General features: G+C 52.0%; 15 protein-coding genes and 1 other RNA gene. 9 read left to right on the plus strand and 7 right to left on the minus strand.

Annotated features, from left to right (window positions below):
• Positions 1 to 32 precede the first annotated feature (32 nt).
• Together OGV80_RS14505 and ratA are read right to left on the minus strand one after the other, a co-directional pair.
• Complete coding sequence (locus OGV80_RS14505) at positions 33 to 329, minus strand: RnfH family protein (protein WP_003839823.1); 297 nt, start codon at positions 327 to 329, stop codon at positions 33 to 35.
• Positions 313 to 756 carry a type II toxin-antitoxin system toxin RatA gene (gene ratA, locus OGV80_RS14510; protein ID WP_003031213.1) on the minus strand — a complete coding sequence of 148 codons (444 nt, stop codon included), beginning with the start codon at positions 754 to 756 and terminating at the stop codon, positions 313 to 315. Before ratA ends, OGV80_RS14505 begins: the two co-directional genes overlap by 17 nt.
• Positions 757 to 910: 154 nt before the next feature.
• On the opposite strand from ratA, the gene smpB reads away from it, so the two are divergent.
• The 9 genes from smpB to OGV80_RS14555 all read left to right on the plus strand — a co-directional run bounded on the left by smpB (position 911) and on the right by OGV80_RS14555 (position 21,438).
• Positions 911 to 1,393 (plus strand): SsrA-binding protein SmpB, encoded by a 483-nt coding sequence (gene smpB, locus OGV80_RS14515; RefSeq protein WP_043017973.1) that lies wholly within the window; start codon positions 911 to 913, stop codon positions 1,391 to 1,393.
• 581 nt (positions 1,394 to 1,974) lie between these two features.
• On the plus strand, positions 1,975 to 13,227 hold the full coding sequence (locus OGV80_RS14520) for a BapA/Bap/LapF family large adhesin (protein WP_286515185.1): 11,253 nt from the start codon (positions 1,975 to 1,977) through the stop codon (positions 13,225 to 13,227).
• A gap of 100 nt (positions 13,228 to 13,327) precedes the next feature.
• Entirely contained in the window at positions 13,328 to 14,737 is a 1,410-nt protein-coding gene (locus OGV80_RS14525; protein ID WP_200001741.1) for a TolC family outer membrane protein, read from the plus strand.
• The gene (locus tag OGV80_RS14530; RefSeq protein WP_075145811.1) at positions 14,734 to 16,920 is read left to right on the plus strand and encodes a type I secretion system permease/ATPase; all 2,187 of its coding nucleotides are present in this window, start codon (positions 14,734 to 14,736) and stop codon (positions 16,918 to 16,920) included. The genes OGV80_RS14525 and OGV80_RS14530 overlap by 4 nt, the downstream gene beginning before the upstream one ends.
• A gap of 7 nt (positions 16,921 to 16,927) precedes the next feature.
• On the plus strand, positions 16,928 to 18,091 hold the full coding sequence (locus OGV80_RS14535) for a beta-barrel domain-containing protein (protein ID WP_286515209.1): 1,164 nt from the start codon (positions 16,928 to 16,930) through the stop codon (positions 18,089 to 18,091).
• Between the two features lie 72 nt (positions 18,092 to 18,163).
• Positions 18,164 to 18,527: a transfer-messenger RNA gene (gene ssrA, locus OGV80_RS14540) on the plus strand.
• A gap of 183 nt (positions 18,528 to 18,710) precedes the next feature.
• A complete protein-coding gene (locus tag OGV80_RS14545; RefSeq protein WP_286515188.1) occupies positions 18,711 to 19,937 on the plus strand; it encodes an integrase domain-containing protein in 1,227 nt (408 codons plus the stop codon).
• Positions 19,934 to 20,794, plus strand: coding sequence for an HAD family hydrolase (locus OGV80_RS14550; protein WP_286515190.1), 861 nt, complete (start codon positions 19,934 to 19,936; stop codon positions 20,792 to 20,794). The genes OGV80_RS14545 and OGV80_RS14550 overlap by 4 nt, the downstream gene beginning before the upstream one ends.
• Positions 20,791 to 21,438: a hypothetical protein gene (locus OGV80_RS14555; RefSeq protein ID WP_286515192.1), complete on the plus strand. Its 648-nt coding sequence runs from the start codon at positions 20,791 to 20,793 to the stop codon at positions 21,436 to 21,438. Before OGV80_RS14550 ends, OGV80_RS14555 begins: the two co-directional genes overlap by 4 nt.
• 28 nt (positions 21,439 to 21,466) lie before the next feature.
• Here the strand turns inward: OGV80_RS14555 and OGV80_RS14560 are convergent, their stop codons facing one another.
• The 5 genes from OGV80_RS14560 to sid form a co-directional block, all read right to left on the minus strand.
• The gene (locus OGV80_RS14560; RefSeq protein ID WP_286515194.1) at positions 21,467 to 22,054 is read right to left on the minus strand and encodes a hypothetical protein; all 588 of its coding nucleotides are present in this window, start codon (positions 22,052 to 22,054) and stop codon (positions 21,467 to 21,469) included.
• A gap of 43 nt (positions 22,055 to 22,097) precedes the next feature.
• Positions 22,098 to 23,483 (minus strand): ApeA N-terminal domain 1-containing protein, encoded by a 1,386-nt coding sequence (locus tag OGV80_RS14565; RefSeq protein ID WP_286515196.1) that lies wholly within the window; start codon positions 23,481 to 23,483, stop codon positions 22,098 to 22,100.
• Between the two features lie 289 nt (positions 23,484 to 23,772).
• Positions 23,773 to 24,339 carry a phage polarity suppression protein gene (locus OGV80_RS14570; RefSeq protein ID WP_286515198.1) on the minus strand — a complete coding sequence of 189 codons (567 nt, stop codon included), beginning with the start codon at positions 24,337 to 24,339 and terminating at the stop codon, positions 23,773 to 23,775.
• A gap of 15 nt (positions 24,340 to 24,354) precedes the next feature.
• Complete coding sequence (locus OGV80_RS14575; protein ID WP_000468229.1) at positions 24,355 to 24,594, minus strand: STY4826 family bacteriophage gene regulatory protein; 240 nt, start codon at positions 24,592 to 24,594, stop codon at positions 24,355 to 24,357.
• A gap of 3 nt (positions 24,595 to 24,597) precedes the next feature.
• A complete protein-coding gene (gene sid / locus OGV80_RS14580) occupies positions 24,598 to 25,341 on the minus strand; it encodes a capsid size-determining scaffold Sid (RefSeq protein WP_286515199.1) in 744 nt (247 codons plus the stop codon).
• Between the last annotated feature and the right edge of the window lie 14 nt (positions 25,342 to 25,355).

A 25,355-nucleotide genomic window follows, 5' to 3' on the forward strand; every position in this document is an offset into this window, starting at 1 on the left:
AGGTGCTCAATGAGCACCTTTTTTATTGTCTGTTATTTTTTAGCGGATTTCTCTGCTCGCTGTCTGCGCAGCTCTTTTGGATCAGCAATCAGTGGCCGGTAAATTTCCACCCGATCGCCGTCATGCAGAACATCAGCAAGCTTTACCGGACGGCTGTAGATACCCACTTTGTTTTTACTGAGATCGATATCGGTTCGTAACTCCAGCAGCCCGGAAGCGCGGATAGCCTCTTCCACTGTTGCACCCTGCTGCAGCGTTACGCGCTGTAAATACTGTTTCTCAGGCAGCGCGTACGCCACTTCAACGACAATTTTAGCCGACGCTGACACTGTAAACCTCTTTCGCGCGAACCGTGAAGGCTTGCACCATATTTGAAGCCAGTTCTTTAAAGATACGGCCAAACGCCAGCTCGATTAACTTATTGGTAAACTCAAAATCGAGATGAAATTCAATACGACACGCTTCATGACTCAGTGGCGTAAACTTCCAGCCGCCAATCAGTTTCTTGAACGGTCCATCGACCAGATGCATCAGGATGCTCTGGTTACTGGTCAGTTGATTGCGCGTGGTGAATGTTTTGCTAATCCCTGCTTTCGAAACATCCACAGCGGCCGTCATTTGTCCCGGAGTCGACTCCAGGACGCGGCTACCAGTGCAACCCGGCAAAAACTGGGGATAGGATTTAACATCATTCACTAACTGATACATCTGTTCCGCACTGTAAGGTACTAAAGCGGTCCGGCTAATCTGAGGCATAACAATTCCCATCAATATCAATCACACAAATAATACCATTTATCACCTGCTAAAAAAAACGCTATAGCCTAACTCGTGCTAAGATAGCGCCTTGCGCCCCGCTGGATGAAATGGGGTGTTTTTCGATTCCAGATTACCTATACTGAGCGGCATTATGACGAAGAAAAAAGCACACAAACCTGGCTCAGCCACAATCGCGCTGAACAAGCGCGCACGACACGAATACTTTATTGAAGAAGAGTTCGAAGCTGGACTCGCCCTGCAAGGTTGGGAAGTCAAATCCCTGCGCGCGGGTAAAGCTAACATCGGCGACAGCTATGTCATTCTCAAAGACGGCGAAGCGTTCCTGTTTGGCGCCAACTTCACGCCGATGGCGGTGGCCTCAACACACGTGGTCTGCGATCCCACCCGTACCCGTAAGCTGTTGTTAAACCAGCGTGAGCTCGACTCTCTGTATGGTCGTATGAATCGTGATGGTTATACCGTCGTTGCGCTTTCGCTGTACTGGAAAAACGCCTGGTGCAAAGTGAAAATTGGCGTCGCGAAAGGTAAGAAACAGCACGATAAGCGTTCCGATGTGAAAGAACGCGAATGGCAGGTAGATAAAGCGCGTATTATGAAAAATGCTGGCCGCTAAACGAAACTTCCCTGTGACCAGTCTCTCATTCTGAGGCTGGTTCTTATTTTTTAGTTATTGAAACCCACCCAATACATTCACCAGGTTTATAGTTTATTTGTGCTGAATCGTTCAGGTATGAAATAAACCTCCCTGACGTTACGATAGCAGTCCATAGTCTAATAAAATAAAAGTTCAAGACCATTACGCTCATATTTTTACTTATTTAATAACACTATTATTACTGGTGTTTATTATATTAATGCGTATTCACGCTAAAATAAAAACCATAAAATACAATATGTTATAATAGCTGAGATCGTTAAAAGCATACTGGAAAGTATCCTTTTCAAATCACTAAATACTTTTTTAATATGGATAAGTTGCAGAATACTTTCTTTCTGACTATATCATCTAATACGAAAGAACTATTCAACCCAAAGGGCCCGAACGTAATTAATCAATAAAATAACATCTGCTTGACCTAATCAATGAAATTACATGTGTAAATTCATCTTTATGATGAACGGGCCCCTGTCTGCTCATTTTCCCAACGCGCTGTTGCGGATTAATACTCCCGGCATGCCATCAGGAGTGAACATATGCGTCTACTCGCCGTTGTATCAAAATTAACTGGCGTTTCCACAAATGTTGAATCCTCTGAAGTTACGCTCAGTTCGCCTTCTATCGTGAAACTGTCGGTGTCACGTGAGGAGGTGAGCCAACTGACACGCGTTAATCAGGACTTGGTTGTCACACTCCGCTCAGGTGAAACCATCACCATTAAAAACTTCTATGTCGGAAAAGGTGATGCGCAAAACCAGCTTGTTCTGGAAGACAGCAATGGCGCGCTATGGTGGGTTCAGGATACTGACGGGGCATTCCATTTCCAGCATCTGGACGATCTCACTCCGCTGATGACGGCCGAAGGTAGCCATGAAGGCGGCGCCGTCTGGCCGTGGGTTCTTGGCGGGATCGCGGTCGCGGGCGGAATTGGCCTTGCTGCGGGTGGTGGTGGCGGTGGCGGCGGTGGAGGAAGTGATAATAACGCCGGGAACGGTAGTGGTGGGAACGGCAATGGCAATGGCAATGGCAATGGCAACGGTGAAGGTAACGGCAATGGTGAAGGAAACGGTGGGAACGGTAGTGGCGACGGCGATGGTGGCACACCGCCAACGACAACCCCTAACATGCCTGACGTACCCGTTATTACCAGCGTAATCGATAACCAGGAGCTGATTACTGGTCCTGTTAATCAGCAGGAATCCACCAACGATAATACACCCACTCTGCAGGGCACCGGTCCCGCAAATGCCACATTGCATATTTTTGATAACGGCGTCGAAATAGGCCAGGTCACTATCGATGCCAACGGCAACTGGTCGTTTACGCCATCATCTCCGCTCGCAGACGGTACCCACCAGTTTACCGTCAGTGCATCAGACGGTACGGGCAGCAGCGGCATGTCGGACAGCTGGGAGATTATTGTCGATACGCTTGCCCCCGACGCCCCTGTGGTCACGCAGGAAATCGACAATGTTGGTTCCATCACCGGACTTATCGCCAATAACGGCATAACCGACGATGCCACGCCAACTCTCACAGGCACAGGCGAGGCAGGTAGTTTTATCAGCATTTCTGATAATGGCATTCTGATTGGCATGGTTCAGGTGGATGACAATGGTAACTGGACGTTTACACCCGACACGCCGCTCAGCGACGGCGTTCACAATCTGACGCTGACGCAAACTGACGCCGCGGGTAACGTCAGCGCGGAAACGAGCGTGCCAACATTCACAGTTGATACTACCCCGCCTGCCGCCGCGGTCATTACTTCCGTTAATCCGGAAGGTACAACGGTGACCGGGAGCGCGGAAGCGGGAAGCCTGGTCATTATTATCGGCAGCAATAATCAGGTTTTAGGTTCAACCACCGTTGATCAAACCGGTAATTTCTCGATCGCGATTTCTCCCTCACAGACGCACGGTGAAGCCCTGATCGCGAAGATTCAGGACCGGGCAGGCAACGTCGGGCCAGACACGTCCTTCAATGCCACCAACTCTGGCTACCCGGGCGTACCCGTTATCGTCAGCATTATGGATGATGTTGCCCCTTCAACCGGACCATTGAACAATAATCAGGCCACTAACGACCCAACGCCTACGCTCTCGGGTACTGCGGATGCCAACAGCACGGTTAATATTTATAACAACGGGGTGTTTGTTGTAAGCGTGCTTGCCGATACCAGCGGCAACTGGACCTGGACCTCCGCTACGCTCTTGCCTGACGGCCCACACGCCTTCAGCGCCACGGCGACAAACCAGTCAGGGACAGGAGGTATGTCGGCGGCATTTAATATCAGCATTGACACTCTGCCACCGCCAGCGCCGGACGATGTCAGCGTTTCCGCTGATGGTAGCGTCGTCACCGGGACAACTGAGCCGGGCAATACCGTGGTTATTACCGACGGCAATAATGTTCAGATCGGCAGCGGCGTCGCCGGAACGGATGGCGCATTTACCATTACCATTAACCCGCCACAGACCAATGGCGAAACCATTACCGCTATCGCCACCGATCCAGCCGGAAACCCAAGCCCACCGGAAACTGCACTTGCGCCAGACATCACGGCCCCGCAGCCGCCGGCTAACTTGCTGATAAATCCCACTGGCGATCAGGTTACCGGCACCGCAGAATCCAATAGCACGGTACATATTCTGGGCCCAGATGGCACAATTATTGGAACGACAACCGCCGGCCCGAACGGAAGTTTCACCGCCACGCTGCTTCCGCCGCAGACCAACGGAGAACATCTTGTCGCCAACGCGACGGATGCGGCTGGCAATACCAGCGGCAACAGCGCGATTACCGCACCGGATACCACGGCACCTGATGCGCCTACTGGCGTTATCGTCGCCGGTGACGGCGGGTCTGTGAGTGGACAAGCTGAAGCGGGAAGCACCGTCACCGTCAAAGACAGCAACGGTAATCAGATTGGCGTAGGCCAGGCTGACAGCGGCGGCAACTTCGCCGTGTCGATTACGCCATCGCAAAAGAACGGCGAAACGGTAAACGTCACCGCAACGGACAGCAGCAATAACGAGAGTCAGCCGACTTCCGCGCTGGCGCCGGATATCACAGCCCCCGGAACACCCATCATTACCGCCGTGACGGATGACCAGCCCATGTACCAGGGCCCTCTCGATAACGGCGACGTCACTAACGACAGCAAACCTAAACTGGAAGGCACCGCCGAAGCAGGTTCTCAGGTCAAAATTTACGATAACGGCATCCTGCTGACGACCGTTACCGCTGATATCAACGGTAACTGGGACTATACGCCAGCCTCGGCGCTGGGCGAGGGCGCTCACATCTTCACGGTGACCGCCACAGACGCCGCGAATAACGCCAGCAGCGCGGCAAGCTGGAAAATTATTGTCGATACCATTGCCCCAACAGTTCCAGTGATAACGTTGGTTAACGATGATGTTGGCAGCATTACGGGTAGTGTGGCAAACAACGGTTGGATCACCAACGACAATACGCCAACCATCTCGGGTACTGGTGAACCAGGTTCACTGGTGAGCCTGTACGATGGCATTCAGCTGTTGACGGTAATTCTTGTCGACAACTCGGGTACCTGGATCTATACCGTTCCGGGAAGTCAGGCGCTCAGCGATCGCACCCATCAGTTTACGGTATCGGCAACCGATGCCGCCGGTAATGTCACCACCTCACCCACAGTGGTCAGCGTTACCGTAGATACCCAACCGCCAAGCGATCCTGTCATTTTGGCTGTGACCGACGACGTTGGGAATGCGCCTATCGATCTACCTACCGGAAGCCGTTCAAACGATACCTTGCCAGTGCTGAAAGGTACCGGAACAGCCGGTTCTACGGTCACCATCTATGATGGGGCTACGCCAATTGGAAGCACGACTGTTTTACCCGGAGGCACCTGGAGTATTCAACTCAGCCAACCGCTCAGCGAAGGCTTACACAATTTATCCGCTATCGGAACGGACGTTGCAGGCAACGCCAGCAACGCCGGGAGCTTTACGTTAACCATCGATACCACGCCGCCAGCCGCACCGGTTATCGTCGCCGGGGAGGGACTGATAGGCAGCGCCACTCTCCCCCTGGCAAACGGCGGCAGTACGAAAAGTACCACCCCTGTTCTTTCGGGGACTGGCGAGCCGGGAGCTACCATCACCGTTGCAGATAACGGCACAACGTTGGGTAACACCATCGTCCAGCCTAATGGTACATGGACATTTACGCCGCCAAATGCGCTTCCTGAAGGACCGCATCAATTCACCGCCACAGCGACTGACGTTGCGGGCAACACCGGGATCCCGTCGGCAAGCTTTACCCTGACGGTAGACAATACGCCTCCCGCACAGCCTGGCGCGCCCATCATTACCGACGATGTGGCTCCGGTTACGGGTGTCGTGACGAATGGCAACACTAATGACACCACGCCAACCTTTAGCGGTACCGGTACAGCAGGTGATGTTATTTCGGTGTATCTCGATGGCAACGCTACGCCGCTGGGCACCACCAAGGTTGGTGCGGACGGCACATGGAGCTTTACGCCGACCACGGCTATTAACCCGGACAGTTATCAGGTCACCATCACCGCAACCGATCCGGCAGGCAACGTCAGCCAGCCGTCGACTGCCGTCACCCTGAACATTGATATTACGCCTCCGGCAACACCTACGATCTCTGCTGCAAATGACAACGCAGGCACTGTTCTGGGAGATATCCCAGCAAACGGCACAACCGATGACAGTACGCCAACTGTGCGCGGAACCGGGGAGAGCGGCTCGATCATTACGCTGTATAACGGCACTACCGTCATAGGCACTACTACCGTAGTAAATGGTTTGTGGAGCATCACACCGACGACGGCGCTGCCCAACGGCACCTACACGCTGACGGCAGTCGCCACCGATGCTGCAGGCAACCCCAGCGGCACCTCAAACAGCATTTCGTTTACGGTGAATTCGACACCGCTTACCGCCCCGCAGGTGACGGATATTGCAGATAACGTCGGCGTGATTACCGGTACACTCGGCAATGGAAGCGTGACGGACGATCTCTCCCCCACCGTCAGCGGAACGGGAACTCCGGGCAGTACGATCCTAATCTATGATAATGGCAATCTCATCCCGCTAAACATCACGGTAGGAGCCGATGGTAAATGGAGCGTGGACGTTCCGCTTTCTGCCAATGTGGAACATACGCTGACCTTTGGCGCACAGGATGCGGCAGGTAATAGCCTCCCGGCGGGCAACCCGGTAATTATAACAACCGATACGCAAGCGCCACCTGCCCCCATCGTAACCATCATAGATAATAACGGTACGCTGGTGAACGGGACAGCCGAACCGGGCAGCACCGTCATCATCAGAAATGGCACCACGGTCCTCGGCCAGGCCGTTGCTGACAGCATTACCGGCGCTTACACCGTCACGATTTCACCGGCTCAGACGGCGGGTGAAACAATGAACGCGATCGCTCAGGATCAGGCGGGCAACCAAAGCGGAGAAACATCGTTTACCGCCTCTATCTCGGGCCTTCCACACCCACCGACTTTGCAAATCATCGACGATGTTCCTTCCGGTTTAACTGAAATTGGTAACGGAAAAACGACCAATGACACGCAGCCAACCTTACAAGGCGTGGCAACAGCCGGCGCTGATGTACATATCTACCAAAACGGAATTCTGCTGATCACCGTCCCGGCTGACGCGAGTACCGGTGCCTGGAGCTACACCATCCCCAGCGCGCTGGCGGACGGCACGACCTGGAACTACGCGGTCTCTCAAACGGTTGGACTCGACACCAGCGGCCTGTCGCCAAACTATGCCATTACCATCGATACCACCGCGCCGCTCGCGCCAGACATCACCGCCGTTACTGATGACGTGGCTCCGGTGACGGGCAATGTCGGCAGTGGACAAAGCACCAACGACACGCGTCCTACGTTGAGTGGTACTGGCGAAATTGGGGCGACCATTACGGTTTATGACGGCGGCGAGTCCATCGGAACCACGACCGTAAACAGCAGCGGAAACTGGAGCTTTACCCCGCAGAATGCCCTGAGCGACGGTATTCACACCTTTACCGCGCGCGCCACCGACGCCGCCGGAAACCAGGGAGTTGCATCTGCCCCATACCCGATTACGGTTGATACGGGCCTGCCTTCGGCGCCGATCATTGTGTCAGTAACCGATGATGTAGGTGTAACGTCCACGCTCATTTCCGGGCAGGCAACCAACGATAATACGCCAACCCTGGCAGGTACCACCGAAGCCAATAGCGTAGTCACCATCCGCGATAACGGCACGGTGATTGGCACAACCACCAGCGACGGAAGCGGCATCTGGAGCTTTACGCCTTCTCCGGCGCTCGGCGAGGGCAATCACGCGTTGACCGCCACGGTCACGGACGCTGCTGGTAACGTCAGCCCGGCAACAGCGCCATTCTCGCTGTTGGTCGACACACTCCCACCAGTAGTGCCAACGATTGTGTCAGTTATCGACGATCAACCGGGAAGCACTCTGCTGACCAACGGCCAACTGACCAATGATGCCCAACCCACGCTGAATGGCATTACCGAACCCAATGCCATTGTCACTATTCGCAGTAATGGTACGATCATCGGCACCGCAAATGCCGATGGCTCCGGTAGCTGGAGCTTCACCCCTACCAGCGCGCTGGCTCAGGGCGAAAATATCTTTACCGTGACGGCGACGGACGCGGCTGGCAACACCAGTGGAGCCTCCGCCTCGTTCAGCGTTCTGGTCGATTCAATTGCCCCATCAGCACCGGTAATTCTGACCGTTCAGGACAATACCGCGCCGACAACCGGGCCTATCTCCAACGGGCAAATCAGCAACGAAAGTCGCCCGGCGCTCAGCGGTACCGGTGAAATTGGCGCGACCATTACCGTGCTGAGCGATGGTCAACCCATTGGCACCACCATCGTCGGCGCAGGCGGAACCTGGAGTTTTACGCCCTCCGCGGCATTAGGTAACGGCCTGCATACTCTGACCGTCACGGCTACAGATAGCGCTGGCAATACCAGTCTGCCTTCTGGCGGCTTTACCTACACCGTCGATACTTTGGCACCGACAGCACCGGTGATTACTCAGGTTGCAGATGATGTCGGCCCGCTGATCGGTAATCTGAACAACGGTCAGGCCACGAACGATCCACTTCCGACACTTAGCGGTACGGCGGAAGCCAATTCCACGGTGAGAATTTACGATAACGGATCGTTAATCGGCTTTACTTCCGCGGATGGTACGGGCGCCTGGAGCTTCACACCTGGAACCCAGCTTGGCAACGGTAACCACGCGCTGACGGTAACAGCCACCGACGCGGCCGGAAATATCAGCCCAACGTCTGCAGGATTTAACATCGTTGTGGATACCGTCGCCCCGCTTGCGCCAACGATTATCCAGGCTTTTGATGACGTGTTGCCGGGAACCGGAACGCTGTCGAACGGAGCCTTTACCAACGACACCCGCCCCGTACTCAACGGCTCAGCGGAAGCCGGTGCCCGGGTAGCCATCTACGATAATGGCACGCTGCTGGCAACGGTGACTGCGACGATAGACGGCACCTGGGAATATCTGACCACCACACTTGGCAACGGCCAGCATGTGTTTACCGCCATCGCCACCGACGCTGCCGGGAACGTGAGTCCTGTCTCAGGCGGGTTTACTATTAATGTCGACACCATTGCGCCATCCGTCCCACTGCTGGTCTCTGTAGTGGATGATATCGCAGGCGGCGTGTTCAATGCGGCGCTCAGCAACGGACAGTTGACCAACGATGCGCGCCCGACGCTGAACGGCACCGCCGAGGCAGGCAGCACCGTCAGCATCTACGACGGAAGCACCCTGCTGGGTACCGCTGTGGTGCAAAGCAATAACAGTTGGTCGTTTACCCCAACCACACCGCTGGCGAATGGATCGCACACCTTCACCGTCACCGCCACCGATGCGGCGGGCAACACCAGCGGCGCGACGCCAGGCTTTAGCGTGGTGGTCGACACCACGGCGCCGACGCAGCCTTCGATCAGCAGCATTATTGATGATATTGGGCCAAATACCGGGCCGATTGGCAGCAATCAGCCAGCTAACGACGCGCGCCCAACGTTAAACGGCATCACGGAAGCCAACGCGCGGGTTGATATTTATGATAACGGCAGTTTTGTCACCAGCGTGACGGCGGATGGTAGCGGCAACTGGAACTACACCCCGGCTACCGCGCTGGCGCAAGGCACCCATTCCTTTACCATCACCGCAACGGACAGTGCGGGTAATACCAGTGGCATGTCGTCTGCGGCCGCGATCGTGGTCGATACCGTTGCCCCGGGGATCCCAACCGGGCTGGCGGTAAACGCCAACGGCACCGCGCTCACCGGCGTTGCCGAGCCAAACAGCACGGTCATTATTACCTCCAGCGGCGGAACGGTGCTCGGCACGGCAACCGCCAATGCCTCCGGTAATTTCACCTTCACGCTGAACCCACCGCAAATCAGTGGGCAAACGCTGCTGGTTAGCGCACAAGATGCCGCAGGCAACATCGGCACGGCGGGTAACGTGCTGGCACCGTTTACCGGCGTACCGCCTGCGCCTGTTATTGCCAGCGTGTTCGATGACGTCGGCACGATCACGGGGCCGGTCGCGGCGGGCAAAACCACCAATGACACCCTGCCAACCCTTAGCGGAACAGCGCAGGCTAACGCCATCGTCAGCCTGTTCAACAACGGCGTACTAATGGGCACCACAACCGCAGACGGTAACGGGCTGTGGAGCTTTACCCCATCCGGCGCGCTCAGTGAAGGTAACCACGCGTTTACCGCCACTGCAACCAACGCCAACGGTGCAAGTGGGTTGTCCGGTTCGTTCAGCGTGATTGTGGACACCACGCCACCGCTCGCGCCAACAATACTGATCAGCGCCGATGGCGGTACCGTCAGCGGCGTCGCCGAAGCGGGAAGCACGGTCACCATTTCTCTGCCCGGCGGCACCAGCGTGACGGCAATCGCCAACAGCAGCGGTGTCTACAGCGTAAACCTGCCGGTTCGCCAGATTGAAGGACAGTCGCTGTCCGCCACGGCGACCGATGCGGCGGGAAATACCTCATCGCCGACAAGCGCTCTCGCACCGGTATTGCCGCTGCTGGCGGAAGACAATGTCACCAGCCTGCCGCTACAAACCGATGTGACCGTCAGCACCGAGCATCAAAGCGATTATGGCTTCCTGTTGGTCAATGCGCTGGGGAATGTCGCCAACGTACTGGGGAACGATACGGCAAGCGTGAATTTCAGCATCGCTTCTGGCGGCAGTGGATCCATTACAATCAATGCCGCTGCGACCGGCGTGGTGCTGTCACTGCTGAACACGCTTGAAGTCGTTATCCAGCGCTTTGACACTGGGCTGAATGCCTGGGTGACAGTGGTGGATACCGGGAAACCAGACTTCGCCAGCCTGCTCACCCTGGGCGCCTCGGGCGTAACGCTCAATTACAGCGGGCTGACTGGCGGTGATTACCGCGTGGTCAGCTACAACACCAACCTGCTGGCGACCGGGGCATACACCAGCCTTGATGTCTCAGTGGTAAAAGCCAGCGCAGGGACCATCATCGGTGGTACCACGGAATCCGGGAATATCATCACCGATACCGATCCCGCCAACGGGCAGGATAACGCGCCTTCCGGCACGCTGGTCACCGCCATCACCGACGGTAACGGCAACGTTGTGAACATCCCGGCAGGCGGCATTGATGTGCAAGGGAAATACGGTATTCTGCATATCAATCAGAACGGTAGCTACACCTATACCCTGACCAATACGTCAATCTCGGTGTATGGTCGTTCTGAAAGTTTCACCTACACGCTGACGCATGGCAGCGATCACTCCTCGGCAAAACTGGTGGTAACGCTCGGCCAGGCTCCAACCACCAGTACGGTAACCGCGGCAGACGATGTAGCTGCGCTGACTTACGGGACGCAGGTCAACGCAGTTGATCATGGCACATCACAGCAAACCGGGTTCACGCTCGCCAACGTCGGACTGGGTAATGTGCTGGATGTCAGCCTGGTTAACGGTTTAACCAATCCGATCAAATTTAACGTAGATGACGGCGCAACCCGCACGCTAACCGTCAAGGCCAGCGTGCTCGGCGTCACGGTGGGCGGTTTTGATCTCTATGTTTATCGCTTCAACGAGTCTATTCAGCAGTATGAACAGTTCCGCGTGAAACCTAACTGGGTCACGGCGCTGTTAGGTGGTAGCTCAACGGACTACACCATCACCCTGCCGGGCGGTGACTATCTGTTCCTGCTTAACGCCTCCGGCGGTCTGACGCTGCTGACCGGTTACACCCTGGATATTAAGGCGGATCACACCTACGCCGTCGACAGTCTGACAGCGACAACCAATGGAAACCTGCTGGTCAACGATTCGGCTCCGGCCAATACCGTTATTACCGAAGTGAATGGTGTCGCCGTTAGCGGCACCGGCACTACCAGCATTAACGGGCAGTACGGCACGCTGACTATCGATGCGAGAGGGAACTACACCTACACGCTGAGAAGCGGACTGGGCGCAGACGGTATCAACACGCCGGACAGCTTCGTGTATAAGGTCAGAGCGCCAAATGGCGATACCGGCAGCGCATCGCTGAACATTACGGCAACCCCACAGGCGCTGGATGCCGTAAACGACATCAGCAGCCAGATGGCGGTCACCACCCAGGCTGATACATCCAGGTCGTTTACCGACAACAGCGTTGGTAACGCCAGCTGGAGCGCCCAACTCCTTTCACCCACCTCACAAAATGGTACTGGCGTCATTGAAGTCGCGACGGGAACGGCGGTGCAAAACGCCATACTGCATTTTAACGTCGCTTCAGGTCTGACGCTGGGCGGACTGACCGTCACCTGGGCGCTGTATGACAGCAACAACGTCAAGATTGCCGGTAACTCATTCAATGGCGGATTGCTGATTGGCGGCAATATCGATATTGCCCTCAGCGGGGTAGTACTGCACCCCGGCAACTATCGCCTCGACTATACCGGCAGCGTCGGGGCTCTGGGGCTGGGGAATATCACCATCACCCCCAGCGTGAAAGGCACGATAATCGATCTGCAAAACTTCGAGACTTCAACAGCGAACAGCGTCACCGGCAATATTTATGACGGAGACCATATTGCCAGCGTGCATACCTTGCTAACGGTGAATGGCACGGGCGGCAGCGCCGCCACGCTGGATCCGCTGAGCAGCACGACCAGCGCCATCATTAACGGGTTGTACGGCAAACTGACCATTGGCATTGATGGTCATTACACCTATGCCCTCAACAGCGATGTCTCGCTCTCCACCATCGTCACCAAAGAGACATTTACCTACACCCTTAACGACCAGAATGGCCATACCGATACCGCTACGCTGACCATCAATATGAATCCGCAAGTGGTGAGTACCGTCGATGCCGATCGCCTGACTGGCAGCGCCTACGGCGATACGCTGATTTATCACCTGCTCAATGCCAACGACGCTACCGGCGGTAACGGAACAGCGGACACCTGGACCAACTTCTCGCTGGCCCAGGGCGACAAAATCGATATCGGCGACCTGCTGGTGGGCTGGAACGGGCAGAACGCTACGCTCGGCAACTACCTCACCGTGACCACCAGCGGTAACAACACGGTGATTGCTATCGACCGCGACGGTACGGGCAACACTTATCACTCAACCAATCTCATAACGCTGGAGAACGTACACACCACGCTCGATGAGCTGGTGCAACAAAATCACATTGTACCCTGACGTTAACGCAATGCGTTAAAGCGCCATAACTACAGCCCCGGATGCCATGACGTCCGGGGCAATAACAGTCGTCGCTGCCGTATTTTGTAAGGGATAAACTATGAGAAATGTCGCGCCTGTTGCCCTGCTGCTGGCATTAACGCTCTGTACCCTGCGGGTGAATGCCGAAGATGAACTGCAAATTATTACGCCGGAAGGACTGGCTACCAGCCAGATGCTTCCCTCGCTGGACGGCGCGGTTGCCGATCTGCCGCTGAGCGCTGCTGCCCCCGGCAGCCTGACGCTCAACGACGCGGTAAGTCGTGCCGTCAGCTGGCATCCTTCTATTCGTGAATCGATCGGCAAACTGCTTTCGCAAAACGAGCAGATCGACGTGGCGAAATCGAAATATTACCCGCAGGTTTCTGCCGGAATGAACAACGGTTACAGCAATACCTACACCGACCACGGCTTTAGCCCGGCGCTGGTTATTTCGGTGTCACAAATGCTGTACGACTTCGGCAAAGTGGCAAGCCAGGTTCGCGCCGAAACCGCCGGAGCTGCGCAACAGCAGGCGAATGTATTACTCAGTATTGATACCATCGCCCACGCAACCGCCAATGCGATAGTCCAGGTGCAGACGTGGCAGCAAATGGTGGATGCCGCCGAAGAGCAGCTCACTGCCTTAAACGGCATTGGTCGACTGACCCGTCAACGCAATGATGAAGGGGCAACCTCGCTGTCCGACGTGGTGCAAACCGATGCGCGCATCGAGTCCGCGCGTTCTCAGTTGGCGCAGTATCAGGCCAATCTCGACAGCAGCAAGGCCACTCTGATGAGTTACCTCGGCTGGAACTCGCTTAACGGCATCAGCAACGAATTTCCGGTCAAACTGGACAGCAGCTGCGATGTGGTCAAACCGGAAGATAAACTGGTTCCTGCGGTGCTGGCGGCCTGGGCGCAGGCAAATGTGGCGCAGGCAAACCTCGATTACGCCAACGCGCAGATGACGCCCACTATCTCTCTGGAACCGTCGGTTCAGCACTATCTCAACGACAAATACCCCAGCCATGAGGTGCTCGACAAAACCCAGTACTCCACGTGGGTAAAGGTCGAGATGCCGCTGTATCAGGGGGGCGGACTCACCGCCAGGCGCAACGCCGCCAGTCACGCGGTAGAGTCTGCACAGTACTCCATCCAGCGCACCCGACTCGAAGTACGGCAGAAATTACTGGAGTCCCGCAGCCAGGCGTTGAGCCTCGCCACCGCTCTGCAGATTCTGCGTCGCCAGCAGCGGCTGAGTGAACAAACGCGTGAGCTTTATCAGCAGCAGTATCTGGACCTTGGCTCGCGCCCGCTGCTCGACGTGCTTAACGCCGAGCAGGAGGTATATCAGGCCCGTTTTGCTGAACTCCAGACCCAAAACCAGTTGCGCCAGCTCCAGTTGAACTGCCTCTATAACACGGGCTCTCTTCGCCAGGCGTTCGCCTTAAATAACCGCAGTATTCAATCGGTGGAGATCAAGCTATGAGCGACCTCGATTCACATGCGGAAGATGCGATTGGCGAACACGCCCTGAGCCAGTGGGCGCAGGCGATGACGCATATTGCCAATCACTATCGCGTCACCTGTTCGCCCGGCGCAATCCAGGCCAACGCCCCATGGTTTGCGGGAAAAAGCCGGGCCACGGCCCTGTCGCAACTGGCGCGTCAGGCGGGACTATCATTTCATGCGCTGGATACCGCCACGCAGGCGTTCGGTCAGTGGCGTCTACCGGTAGTCGCGGAGCTACGCGACGGCCAACTGATGGTGATAGAGCATTTCAACGGTGAAGATACGTTAGATGTTTTTATCATCGCCGAAGAAGGCCAGCGTAACCGGTTAACGATTGCAGAACTTCTGCCGGAGATCGTGAGCATTACCGCGCTGCGCCCGCTGTCGGCGCTGAAGGACAGTCGGGTCGACCGCTATATTTCGCGCTTCAAGCCCGACTGGATGCGCGAACTGGTGTTAAAGGACATCCGCCCTTACCTGCCGGTCATGATTGCCGCCTTTTTGATTAACGTTCTGTCGCTCGCCGGGATTATCTTCTCCATGCAGGTCTATGACCGGGTGATCCCTGCCCAGTCTTATCCAACGCTGTATGTTCTCTCCACCGGCGTTCTGGTCGCGGTGCTGTTTGGCTTTTTGCTGCGCGAAGCGCGTACCCACATAATGGACCTGCTCGGCAAACGCGCCGATATGCGCATTTCCGATCGCGTGTTCAGCCACGCGCTGAGGCTGCGCAACAGCGCCGTTCCCCGTTCGACGGGGAGCTTCATTTCTCAACTGCGCGAGCTGGAACAGGTTCGCGAGATGATCACCTCTTCGACCATGTCGACCATTGTCGATCTGCCGTTTTTCTTTTTGTTTATCGTGGTGCTGGCCTTTATCGCCCCGCCGCTGGCATGGATAGCTCCCGTCGCAGCCCTGCTGATGATCCTGCCCGGTTTGCTATTACAGAAGAAGCTGGCGGTGCTCGCCAACCAGGCTGCCCATGAATCCACCCTGCGCAACGCAGTGTTGGTCGAAAGCGTTCAGGGGCTAGAAGACATCAAGCTGATGCAGGCGGAAAACCGCTTTTTACAGCAGTGGAACAGCTACATCCGCATTACCGGAGAGTCCGGGCTGCGCACGCGCAGGCTGACTCAGGGGCTGATTGGTTGGGGTATGTCGGTACAAAGCCTGGTCTACGCCGCCATCATTATGTTCGGCGCGCCGATGGTCATTGAAGGCACCATGACCACCGGGGCTGTGGTGGCCGCTTCGATGCTCGGTTCCAGAATGATTGCCCCGATGGCTAATCTGTGCGGCGTGCTGGCGCGCTGGCAACAGGTCAAGGCCGCGAAGATGGGGTTAGACAGCATCATGCAGCTTCCCACCGAAACGCAGTACGATGAAGACCGGGTGCATCAGGAGATTTTTCACGGTCATTATCTGTTTGAAAACGCGCACTTTCGCTACCACAGCGACGATCAGCGCGTTCCACTGCGCATCTCGCGTCTGGAGGTCATGCCCGGCGAACGGGTGGCGATCCTCGGGCGTAACGGTGCCGGAAAATCAACCCTGCTACAGGCCATGGCGGGCGGAGTGGAGATTATCCAGGGCGATGTCCGACTCGACAACCTCAGTCTGGCGCAGATCGATATGGCTGATTTACGCCGCAACATCGGCTTTCTTAGCCAGAACGCACGGCTGTTTTTCGGCACCCTGCGCGAGAATCTGACCCTCGGCGCACCGCACGCCAGCGACGCGCAGATCTTCGAAGCACTGGAGGTCAGCGGCGCGGCGGCTTTCGTTAAACAACTCGCCAAAGGGCTGGCACATCCCATTATGGAGGGCGGCAACGGTTTGTCCGGTGGACAACGGCAGTCGATCCTGCTGGCAAGAATGCTGCTGCGATCGCCCAATGTCGTGCTGCTCGATGAACCCAGCGCCTCGCTGGATGAACATACCGAGCGGGAGTTTATTCAGCGACTGAACCAGTGGCTGGGCAACCGCACACTGATTGTCGCCACCCATCGCGTACCGGTCCTGGAACTGGTCGAGCGCGTGGTGGTGTTAAAAGAAGGCCAACTGGTCATGGATGCCCCGAAAGCGCAGGCGTTGAATGCGAGCCGGGCACCCGCCCCAACTCACGGTCGGGAGTGGAAAAATGAAAACCAATCCGCATGACGCCGCCATGGATGACCTTGATATCCGTCGCGAGCACCGTTTTTCCGGGGCCAGCCGCATTATTCTGCTCAGCACGCTGCTGTTTGCCGTCCTGGGTATCTGGGCATATTTCGGCAAGCTGGATGAAGTCTCAACCGGCAGCGGGAAAGTAATACCCAGCTCGCGAGAGCAGATCTTGCAGTCGCTGGATGGCGGCATTCTCGCCGAGCTTACGGTTCGCGAGGGCGATAAAGTGCAGGCCAATCAAATTGTGGCGCGCCTCGACCCCACCCGCTCTGAGTCCAACGTTGGGGAGAGCGCCGCCCGTTATCGCGCCTCACTGGCTTCCAGCGCAAGGCTTAATGCCGAAGTTAACGATCTGCCGCTGGTCTTTCCCGATTCACTGCGCGCCTGGCCGGATCTCATCGCCTCCGAAACTCGCCTGTATAAAAGCCGCCGCGCGCAGCTTGCGGATTCAATGGCGGAACTGCAGGATGCGCTGGTCTTGGTCAATAAAGAGCTGGCCATCACCCAACGGCTGGAGAAAAGCGGCGCGGCCAGCCACGTAGAAGTGCTGCGCCTGCAACGACAAAAAAGCGATCTGGGATTAAAAATCACCGACCTGCGCTCGCAATATTTCGTGCAGGCGCGGGAAGCGCTGTCAAAAGCTAACGCCGAAGTGGACATGCTGGCGGCTATTTTGAAAGGACGCGAGGATTCCGTCACCCGTCTGACCGTTCGCGCGCCGATGCGCGGTATCGTGAAAAACATCCAGGTCACCACCATTGGCGGCGTAATCCCGCCTAATGGCGAGATGATGGAGATTGTGCCGCTTGACGACCATCTGCTGATAGAAACCCGCCTGTCGCCGCGCGATATCGCGTTCATCCACCCCGGTCAGCGGGCACTGGTGAAGATAACCGCCTATGACTACGCCATTTACGGCGGTCTGGAAGGCGTAGTCGAAACCATCTCTCCGGACACCATTCAGGACAAAGTGAAACCGGAAATCTTCTACTACCGCGTGTTTATCCGCACCCATCAGGACTTCTTGCAGAACAAACTGGGACGCCATTTCTCCATCGTACCAGGCATGATTGCCACAGTGGATATAAAAACAGGTGAAAAAACCATCGTCGACTATTTAATCAAACCGTTTAATCGCGCAAAAGAAGCGCTGCGCGAACGGTAAATCCTTGAGGATTAGGGGTTGCGGGGGCTGGTCACGCGTGTCACAAGTCTGTTATACTTGCTCTAACACATTGGGGCTGATTCTGGATTCGACGGGATTCGCGAAACCCAAGGTGCATGCCGAGGGGCGGTTGGCCTCGTAAAAAGCCGCAAAAAAATAGTCGCAAACGACGAAAACTACGCTTTAGCAGCTTAATAACCTGCTCTGAGCCCTCTCTCCCTAGCTTCCGCTCTTAAGACGGGGATCAAAGAGAGGTCAAACCCAAAAGAGATCGCGTGGAGGCCCTGCCTGGGGTTGAAGCGTTAAAACTAATCAGGCTAGTCTGGTAGTGGCGTGTCTGTCCGCAGGTGCCAGGCGAATGTAAAGACTGACTAAGCATGTAGTACCGAGGATGTAGGAATTTCGGACGCGGGTTCAACTCCCGCCAGCTCCACCAAATCATGATCCGGATACGTCCGGTAAAGTACAGAAAGCCCGCACGGCATAAGCCCTGCGGGCTTTTTTGTGTCTGTCGTTGTCCGAGAACATCCGGTTAAATCCAGAGAAAATTGGTACACGTTTAGGTACACGCTATACTGTGGTCCATTAAACGTGTACCAATTATGGAAGGAATCTAGGCATGGCGCGTATCACACGCCCCCTCACTAATAACGAGATCCTTAAAGCTAAGCCCCGTGAAAAGGACTATACCCTGCACGATGGTGACGGCCTGTTCTTACTTGTCAAAGCATCTGGTAAAAAACTCTGGCGCTTCCGATACCAACGTCCTGTAAGTAATAGCCGCACTAATCTGAGTCTCGGTTCATACCCTGCCCTTACGCTCGCAGCCGCTCGCCAGATACGCGACCAACATTTAGCTGCGCTAGCTCAAGGGATGGATCCACAACAGCAGCAAGAGCAAGCATCAGAGCAACGTCAGATTGAGCTGGATAGCATTTTCTCAACTGTGGCTGCCAACTGGTTCAAAATGAAGAGCAAAAGCGTCACAGAGGATTATGCGAAAGATATATGGCGCTCTTTAGATAAGGACGTGTTCCCGGCAATCGGTGCAATACCCGTTCAGGAGATAAAGGCCAGAACGATTGTTGAAGCATTAGAGCCAATCAAAGCGCGCGGAGCTCTTGAGACAGTTCGCCGCCTAGTACAGCGTATTAATGAAATCATGATTTATGCTGTTAACACTGGCCTGATTGACGCAAACCCAGCATCAGGGGTTGGGATGGCATTTGAGAAACCTAAAAAACAAAATATGCCGACACTGCGGCCAGAAGAATTGCCAAAGTTGATGCGCTCTCTGGTCATGTCAAATCTGTCTGTTCCGACTCGTTGTCTTATTGAGTGGCAGCTTCTGACCCTAGTGCGCCCTTCTGAGGCTTCTGGTGTTCGGTGGGTCGAGATCGATCTCGATGCCAAACTCTGGACGATTCCCGCCGAACGAATGAAGGCTAAGCGTGAACACATTGTCCCTTTGTCACCTCAGGCTTTAGATATTTTGGAAGTGATGAAGCCAATTAGTGCTCATCGCGAACATGTTTTCCCCAGTAGAAACGACCCAAAACAATCGATGAATAGTCAGACTGCTAATGCTGCTTTAAAGCGGATTGGATTCGGAGGAAAACTAGTAGCTCACGGACTTCGTTCAATTGCTAGTACAGCATTAAACGAAGCCGGATTTAATCCGGATGTAATAGAGGCTGCTTTAGCGCATTGCGATCGTAATGAGGTGAGAAGGGCATATAATAGATCTATTTATTTAGAGCAAAGAGTTGAAATCATGAATTGGTGGGGATTAACATGTATGGATAGTTATTTTAATAAGTTGAAAAACAGCTCGGGGGCAGTATGAAAAGCGTTCTTATAACGGATTTAGATAATACACTATTTGACTGGTTTTCAATTTGGCATAAAAGTTTCAGCGCAATGCTTAATGAAATATCTTCAATCAGTGGCATATCTATAGAAGAGCTCAAACCACAAATCAAGAAAATACATCAAAAACATGGCACTGCTGAATATGCTTTTGTAATTGAAGAAATACCTAGCATTAGAGCTAAATATGGAAACAGAGAGACCATAAATAAAATATTTGATCCAGCAATTCATGCATACAGAAGTGAGCGAAAAAAGCACTTAAAACTTTACGATGGTGTTTATGACACCCTTAACACACTCAAAAACATGGGTGTACTAATTATTGGCTATACAGAATCAAAAGAATTTTATTCAAATTATAGAGTTTCCAAATTAGGTCTCGATGGAATAATTGATATTCTATTTTCTCCTGAAGATCATACAATTCCTTTTGGAGTTATTCCTCAGTCAAATTATCAATTAACAAAAACCGTTAACATGCATACTCCACAGGGGGAAATAAAGCCTAATCCAAAAATCCTTAAAGACATTATACACTCTGTGGAAGCAACGCCAGAAAAGTGTATTTACGTTGGGGATAGTGAAATGAAAGATATTGCTATGGCACTTGAAGCTAATGTTGATGCGGTATTTGCAAAGTATGGTACAAGTCATTTTTCTACAAACACCGATGATTATGACCTATTGAGGGATGTCACTCACTGGACAGATTCTGATGTCGAACGTGAAAGAAAAATAAAAGAAGAGAATAAAGATATTCATGCAAAATTCATAATCAACCGATTTGATGAAATTCTACAGTTATTTCAATTTCAGAGGTTTTCAAAATGAACTCACAGGATAACGTTAAAAAATCTGATAATGTCGACATTGAAATACTAAAAATAAAAGTTGATGTTTGGAAGCAAGTGATAAACACGCAGCAACATTTTAATGATTTAGCGATGAAGATACGCAATTTCGCTATTTTAATCCTCTCGGCTTTCATTGGTGCTATCGCCGTTAGTTTCAAATCAGGCTTTGCACTTGTAGTTATGGGGCACTCGACGTCTATTGCTACCATTCTATCATTTGGTGGAGCAATAATATGGCTATTATTTTTCTTTGTCGATGTATATTGGTATCATCCCTTGCTAATCGGGGCAGTTAAGAAAGGCATGGAAATTGAGTCTCATTTAGATAAAGAATTGGGTAATGTCATTGATTTGACGCACACTATAGGACGTGAAAGCCCTAAAGAAATAAAGTTTAGCTTTCGTAAAAAAGAAATTGCCAAATTTAAACTGCATAGCAATCATAAGGCAAAAACATTTTATTTAGGTGTATTCTTCCTACTAATAGCTTCTTCAATTATATTATTATTCGTGGACACTCCTGAAACTTTAGCCAAAAAAGTTGAGCACCAATTTTTTAATATCGAATGCAAAAGAACCATCAACTTTGATGGAGTGGATTGCAAAATCATTTCAAGATAATAAAAAGTGGCCTAACATAGGCCGCTTTTTATTCATCGAACAGATCTGGATATTTCTTTTTTAATTCATCATTTACTTTTTTATCATGCAATTGACGGCTTTCATGATTATTCACTATCCTACTACAACTCAGCGCCTTCTTTATTTTCTCATTTAAAATCTCATTACTTTGAATAGCTCTATATTGATCTTTCAAAGATTTTTCCAAACATACATATGCAATTGTGAAAGCTAATACAAGAATGTGTTTTTCCACATCATCATCCCTAACAAACGTCTTAAAATCCTCCACTTGCATTATTATAGTTTTTGTTTTATTGGCCATTTCCTTATCGAAAATACTATACGGATTATGTGCATAAATATTTCTAATTGAATTGATATTATTAAATAGAGGCCTAACATTCTTAGATAAAATTCCCAACCCAATGAGCATATCCACTTTAAGAATGAAACTAATCCTCCTAACCTCAAGAGAAGAAGCATCATACATTGATAGAGTTAACAACTTATCAAGAATTGAATCCAATTCAAAATGGCATTTTATTACCAGAGAAAGCTGATCTTCGGTATTATTAGCCACTTCAATGAAATCATTAAAATTCATTACTTTCATTTTAAAACATCCTTTTTACATTACCATTTAATATATTTTTCTTTTAACTAAATGCATGTTGCAATCCATTATATAACGCTATTCTCTCTATTTTTTCAATTGATATACACAAGTTTTTTAAAATTGCCAAAACAACCAATCCTTCTGTTATTTTCATAAACCTGAACACTCTCTCATCTGACTCTTGAAATAAAGGTTGATGTATTATTCTATTTCTTGAAGTACATATTTCATTAATAGGTATTTTTTTCAAACCAAGTTGCATAATGATCGACTCTGAAAATCCGCTGATAAAGTGATGGATACAACTTTCCGTATTATTTTTAGCTTTATTAGCTCTCTTTATCGCCCTAAAAAAATCACTGATAGAGGCATCTGGAAAACTTTTTTTAAAATTACTTTTATTCTCTCTAAGAAAATCTTCCAATTTTTTTTCATCAACATACGACGATTTTTCCAATGTCATTTGCTCAAGAACCCGATAAAAACCTAGAAATTTTTCCTCACTATTATTCACCATTGTATAGCTGACATATTTTTTTATCATCTCACGTGTATTATCATTATTGCAATTAAAGTAACTATCCCATATCAATGTAGGAAATTCGTTTTCTGAGTCATCATGAAATGGTGTTGAGTACGGGATAAAAAATCCCATTTCAGATCTGTTTCCAGAATTCTTTTTCTCCGCAAAATAAAAATCTGCGCCATCACGAAACAAATGTGAACTGCTGTATACTTTTACTTCATCAATATCTATTGAACCACCAATTAAAAAACGTAATATCATATACAAATCTACGTAATGCTTAATTAAATCATCTAAATCAATACCATTTTCAAAAGTGATGGAGAAGTTTGGTTTTACGGACAAACCGACTGTGTGTAACCCACTCAAACCACCTAATTTAAATGAATAGTAAAGTCCAATACGGCCTAATCCCTTAATGTTCTTTTCAAACTCAGTACAATCATCATCGTCAGGCAATTGATTCATCAACCCAGCACCAATAATACGTTCTAACCTCCTAGTACAACCTGACCACTTTTTCAGTCCCTCGCCAAAAACACTAATTCTTGAAAAGGAAATGTTTTCATTTAAATGACTCTTAGACTTTAGAAAGCCTTGTACTGAATATGAATAATCATTAAATCGGCCATTACCGCCTAACCTCATGTGCATACTTCCGTTCAATTCAAGTCCGAATAACAAAAAGTAATCTAAATCACTTGAGAAAATTACCTTTTTAAGAGCCAACATATCCATGTAATTTCTTTTAACTTCACAGTTAAAATCCAAGATCCTTAGTGTGATTTTATTTCCAGCAATTGTCATTTCTGCAACATGATGCTGATTATCTAATTCTACAGCCCCCTTCAATAAACCAGAAAAACCATCAGTATAGTAATTTACTTTGTCCTTCATCATTCATCCTTTAAGTTGATTACAGTTATTTTTAGTTCATACAAGGGTTATAGTCCCCTAAAAATATTATGATTAAACCATTTTATTATATACGCGCGCAATGCTCTCCCCGCCACGCCTGCCCGCTTAAGAGGTCGCTTTTAATGCAGGTGCATGAACCGGCTCAGGCCGCGCCGGTACTGGCGCGGTGGGGAAAATAAAATACGGGGATTTGCATGCAAAACCATGCACCTTATGGATGCATGGCTTTTTTCGGGAAAAATAGCGGAATTTTCGCGGATTTTTTTGCGTGCTACCGTGCGGCCAGTTCTGCACGTCGACGGGTGTAAATCAGGTTCTGTGCCGGGGTGAATTTCTCGCGATTATCATCCCGCGAAGCCGCATCAGGCCTGAATCCGATGGCCGTTAAAATATCGCTGTCCTGCGCGGAATAATTAATTTTTTCATCTGCGGCCAGCCACACCGACAGGGCTTCACGCAGATAATCAACCGAGTGCTGCATGGCGCTCTGTTTTACTGCGGGAAGCTGTTCGTTATACCCCATCAGCTCAGGTGCCAGCGTGGCGGCCAGCTCCGCGCCGTGCTGCCGCATAAAGTCATGGAGCCGGTTGCGGATGCTGATGTGCTGCACCTCCTCATGTGAGCGGATATAGCGACCGGCGGCCTGATTAATTTCCCATTTTTTCACATCGATATTGTCGCGCAAATCCTGCATTCTGCGCGGGATTTGTTCGTCACCGGCAAGGAGCTGTTCACGGTATTCCCGTTCAAGGTCTGCCAGTTCGGCTTTACGTTTCAGCCAGCTATTTTTGTTCGTCTGACAGGCCTCAAAGGCCTGCTGTATTGTCACAGTGGTCACGTGTCTCTCTCCTGATTAATGCCGGAACGGCGAACTGTAGCAGCCCTGTACTTTACGCGGCGGTGGTGGCGCCACCGGCGCGGGGTCGGGTTTCTCCGGTGCGGCACGTATCACACCGTCAACCGACTCGATGGTGCGGAAAGTGGCCGAGCATTCGATATTGGTACACTGGTGATAACGCTGTTTGACGTTTTCCGACAGATAACGGCTGGTACGGACGTGCGCGGTCTTTTTGCAGAACGGACAGTGAAACATAATTCAGCCCTCTGCCTGTTCGTGGTCTTTTGCGGCCAGTTCAGCGGCAAGCTTCATCCGTCTGGCCGGGCTTCTTAACAGCGCCATATCAACCCCGGTTATGATCGGGCGATTCATGCCCGTTACGGACAGAACCGGCTCCTGCTCCATATCAAAATGATACAGGGCTGACTGCAGATTCAGGGCATCACCCAGCTCGCGGGTCACGGTCGCACGCGGCGAGGTTTCTCCGCTCATTTCCAGCGACCGTATACGCAACAGAAAGGCACGTAACAGTGCGGGGCTGATACCGGTCAGCGCCTTCTTCCACTCGCTGTTGGCGTAGGTAGTGAACGCTTTTTCATGGGCGCTGATATAAGCCGTACCGGAGGAGCATGTGCCAAGCATGGCGAGACTTTTGTCTTTCTCCAGCTCGGTAATCAGACCGATGAACTCATCAGCCAGTTCGCGGCTGGCGATACGTTTACTGTGTTCAGCTTTCAGTTCAGGAGTGAGGTTGCCGCGCAGAGTTCGAAAGCGGCTGCGCCAGTCCTGTTCGGCCTGTGCACTTTCACTGAGCGCGGTCTGTCGTTCCTGCTCACAACGCTGAATGGAAGCCTCAATGTCGCTGAGTTTACCCATGCTGGTCGTGTGTGCGTCTTTTGCTTCGTTAAGTGCGGCCAGCGCACCGACAATACGTTGTTCCGCGCCTTCATCCTGTTTACTGATAACGGTCTGCATGGCTTTGATAATGAGTTCGGGTTTCATGTTCAGGCTCTCCG

This window comes from Citrobacter sp. Ce119 (genome assembly GCF_030334525.1).
In the GTDB taxonomy this organism is placed as follows: domain Bacteria; phylum Pseudomonadota; class Gammaproteobacteria; order Enterobacterales; family Enterobacteriaceae; genus Citrobacter; species Citrobacter europaeus.

What these genes read in the sequence shown, in the direction of transcription:
- ratA (WP_003031213.1), bottom strand. Translation starts at nt 756, where the DNA reads ATGCCTCAGATTAGCCGGACCGCTTTAGTACCTTACAGTGCGGAACAG.
- OGV80_RS14535 (WP_286515209.1), top strand. Translation starts at nt 16,928, where the DNA reads ATGGATGACCTTGATATCCGTCGCGAGCACCGTTTTTCCGGGGCCAGC.
- sid (WP_286515199.1), bottom strand. Translation starts at nt 25,341, where the DNA reads ATGAAACCCGAACTCATTATCAAAGCCATGCAGACCGTTATCAGTAAA.
- OGV80_RS14555 (WP_286515192.1), top strand. Translation starts at nt 20,791, where the DNA reads ATGAACTCACAGGATAACGTTAAAAAATCTGATAATGTCGACATTGAA.
- smpB (WP_043017973.1), top strand. Translation starts at nt 911, where the DNA reads ATGACGAAGAAAAAAGCACACAAACCTGGCTCAGCCACAATCGCGCTG.
- OGV80_RS14520 (WP_286515185.1), top strand. Translation starts at nt 1,975, where the DNA reads ATGCGTCTACTCGCCGTTGTATCAAAATTAACTGGCGTTTCCACAAAT.
- OGV80_RS14545 (WP_286515188.1), top strand. Translation starts at nt 18,711, where the DNA reads ATGGCGCGTATCACACGCCCCCTCACTAATAACGAGATCCTTAAAGCT.
- OGV80_RS14565 (WP_286515196.1), bottom strand. Translation starts at nt 23,483, where the DNA reads ATGATGAAGGACAAAGTAAATTACTATACTGATGGTTTTTCTGGTTTA.
- OGV80_RS14530 (WP_075145811.1), top strand. Translation starts at nt 14,734, where the DNA reads ATGAGCGACCTCGATTCACATGCGGAAGATGCGATTGGCGAACACGCC.
- OGV80_RS14525 (WP_200001741.1), top strand. Translation starts at nt 13,328, where the DNA reads ATGAGAAATGTCGCGCCTGTTGCCCTGCTGCTGGCATTAACGCTCTGT.
- OGV80_RS14550 (WP_286515190.1), top strand. Translation starts at nt 19,934, where the DNA reads ATGAAAAGCGTTCTTATAACGGATTTAGATAATACACTATTTGACTGG.
- OGV80_RS14575 (WP_000468229.1), bottom strand. Translation starts at nt 24,594, where the DNA reads ATGTTTCACTGTCCGTTCTGCAAAAAGACCGCGCACGTCCGTACCAGC.
- OGV80_RS14560 (WP_286515194.1), bottom strand. Translation starts at nt 22,054, where the DNA reads ATGAAAGTAATGAATTTTAATGATTTCATTGAAGTGGCTAATAATACC.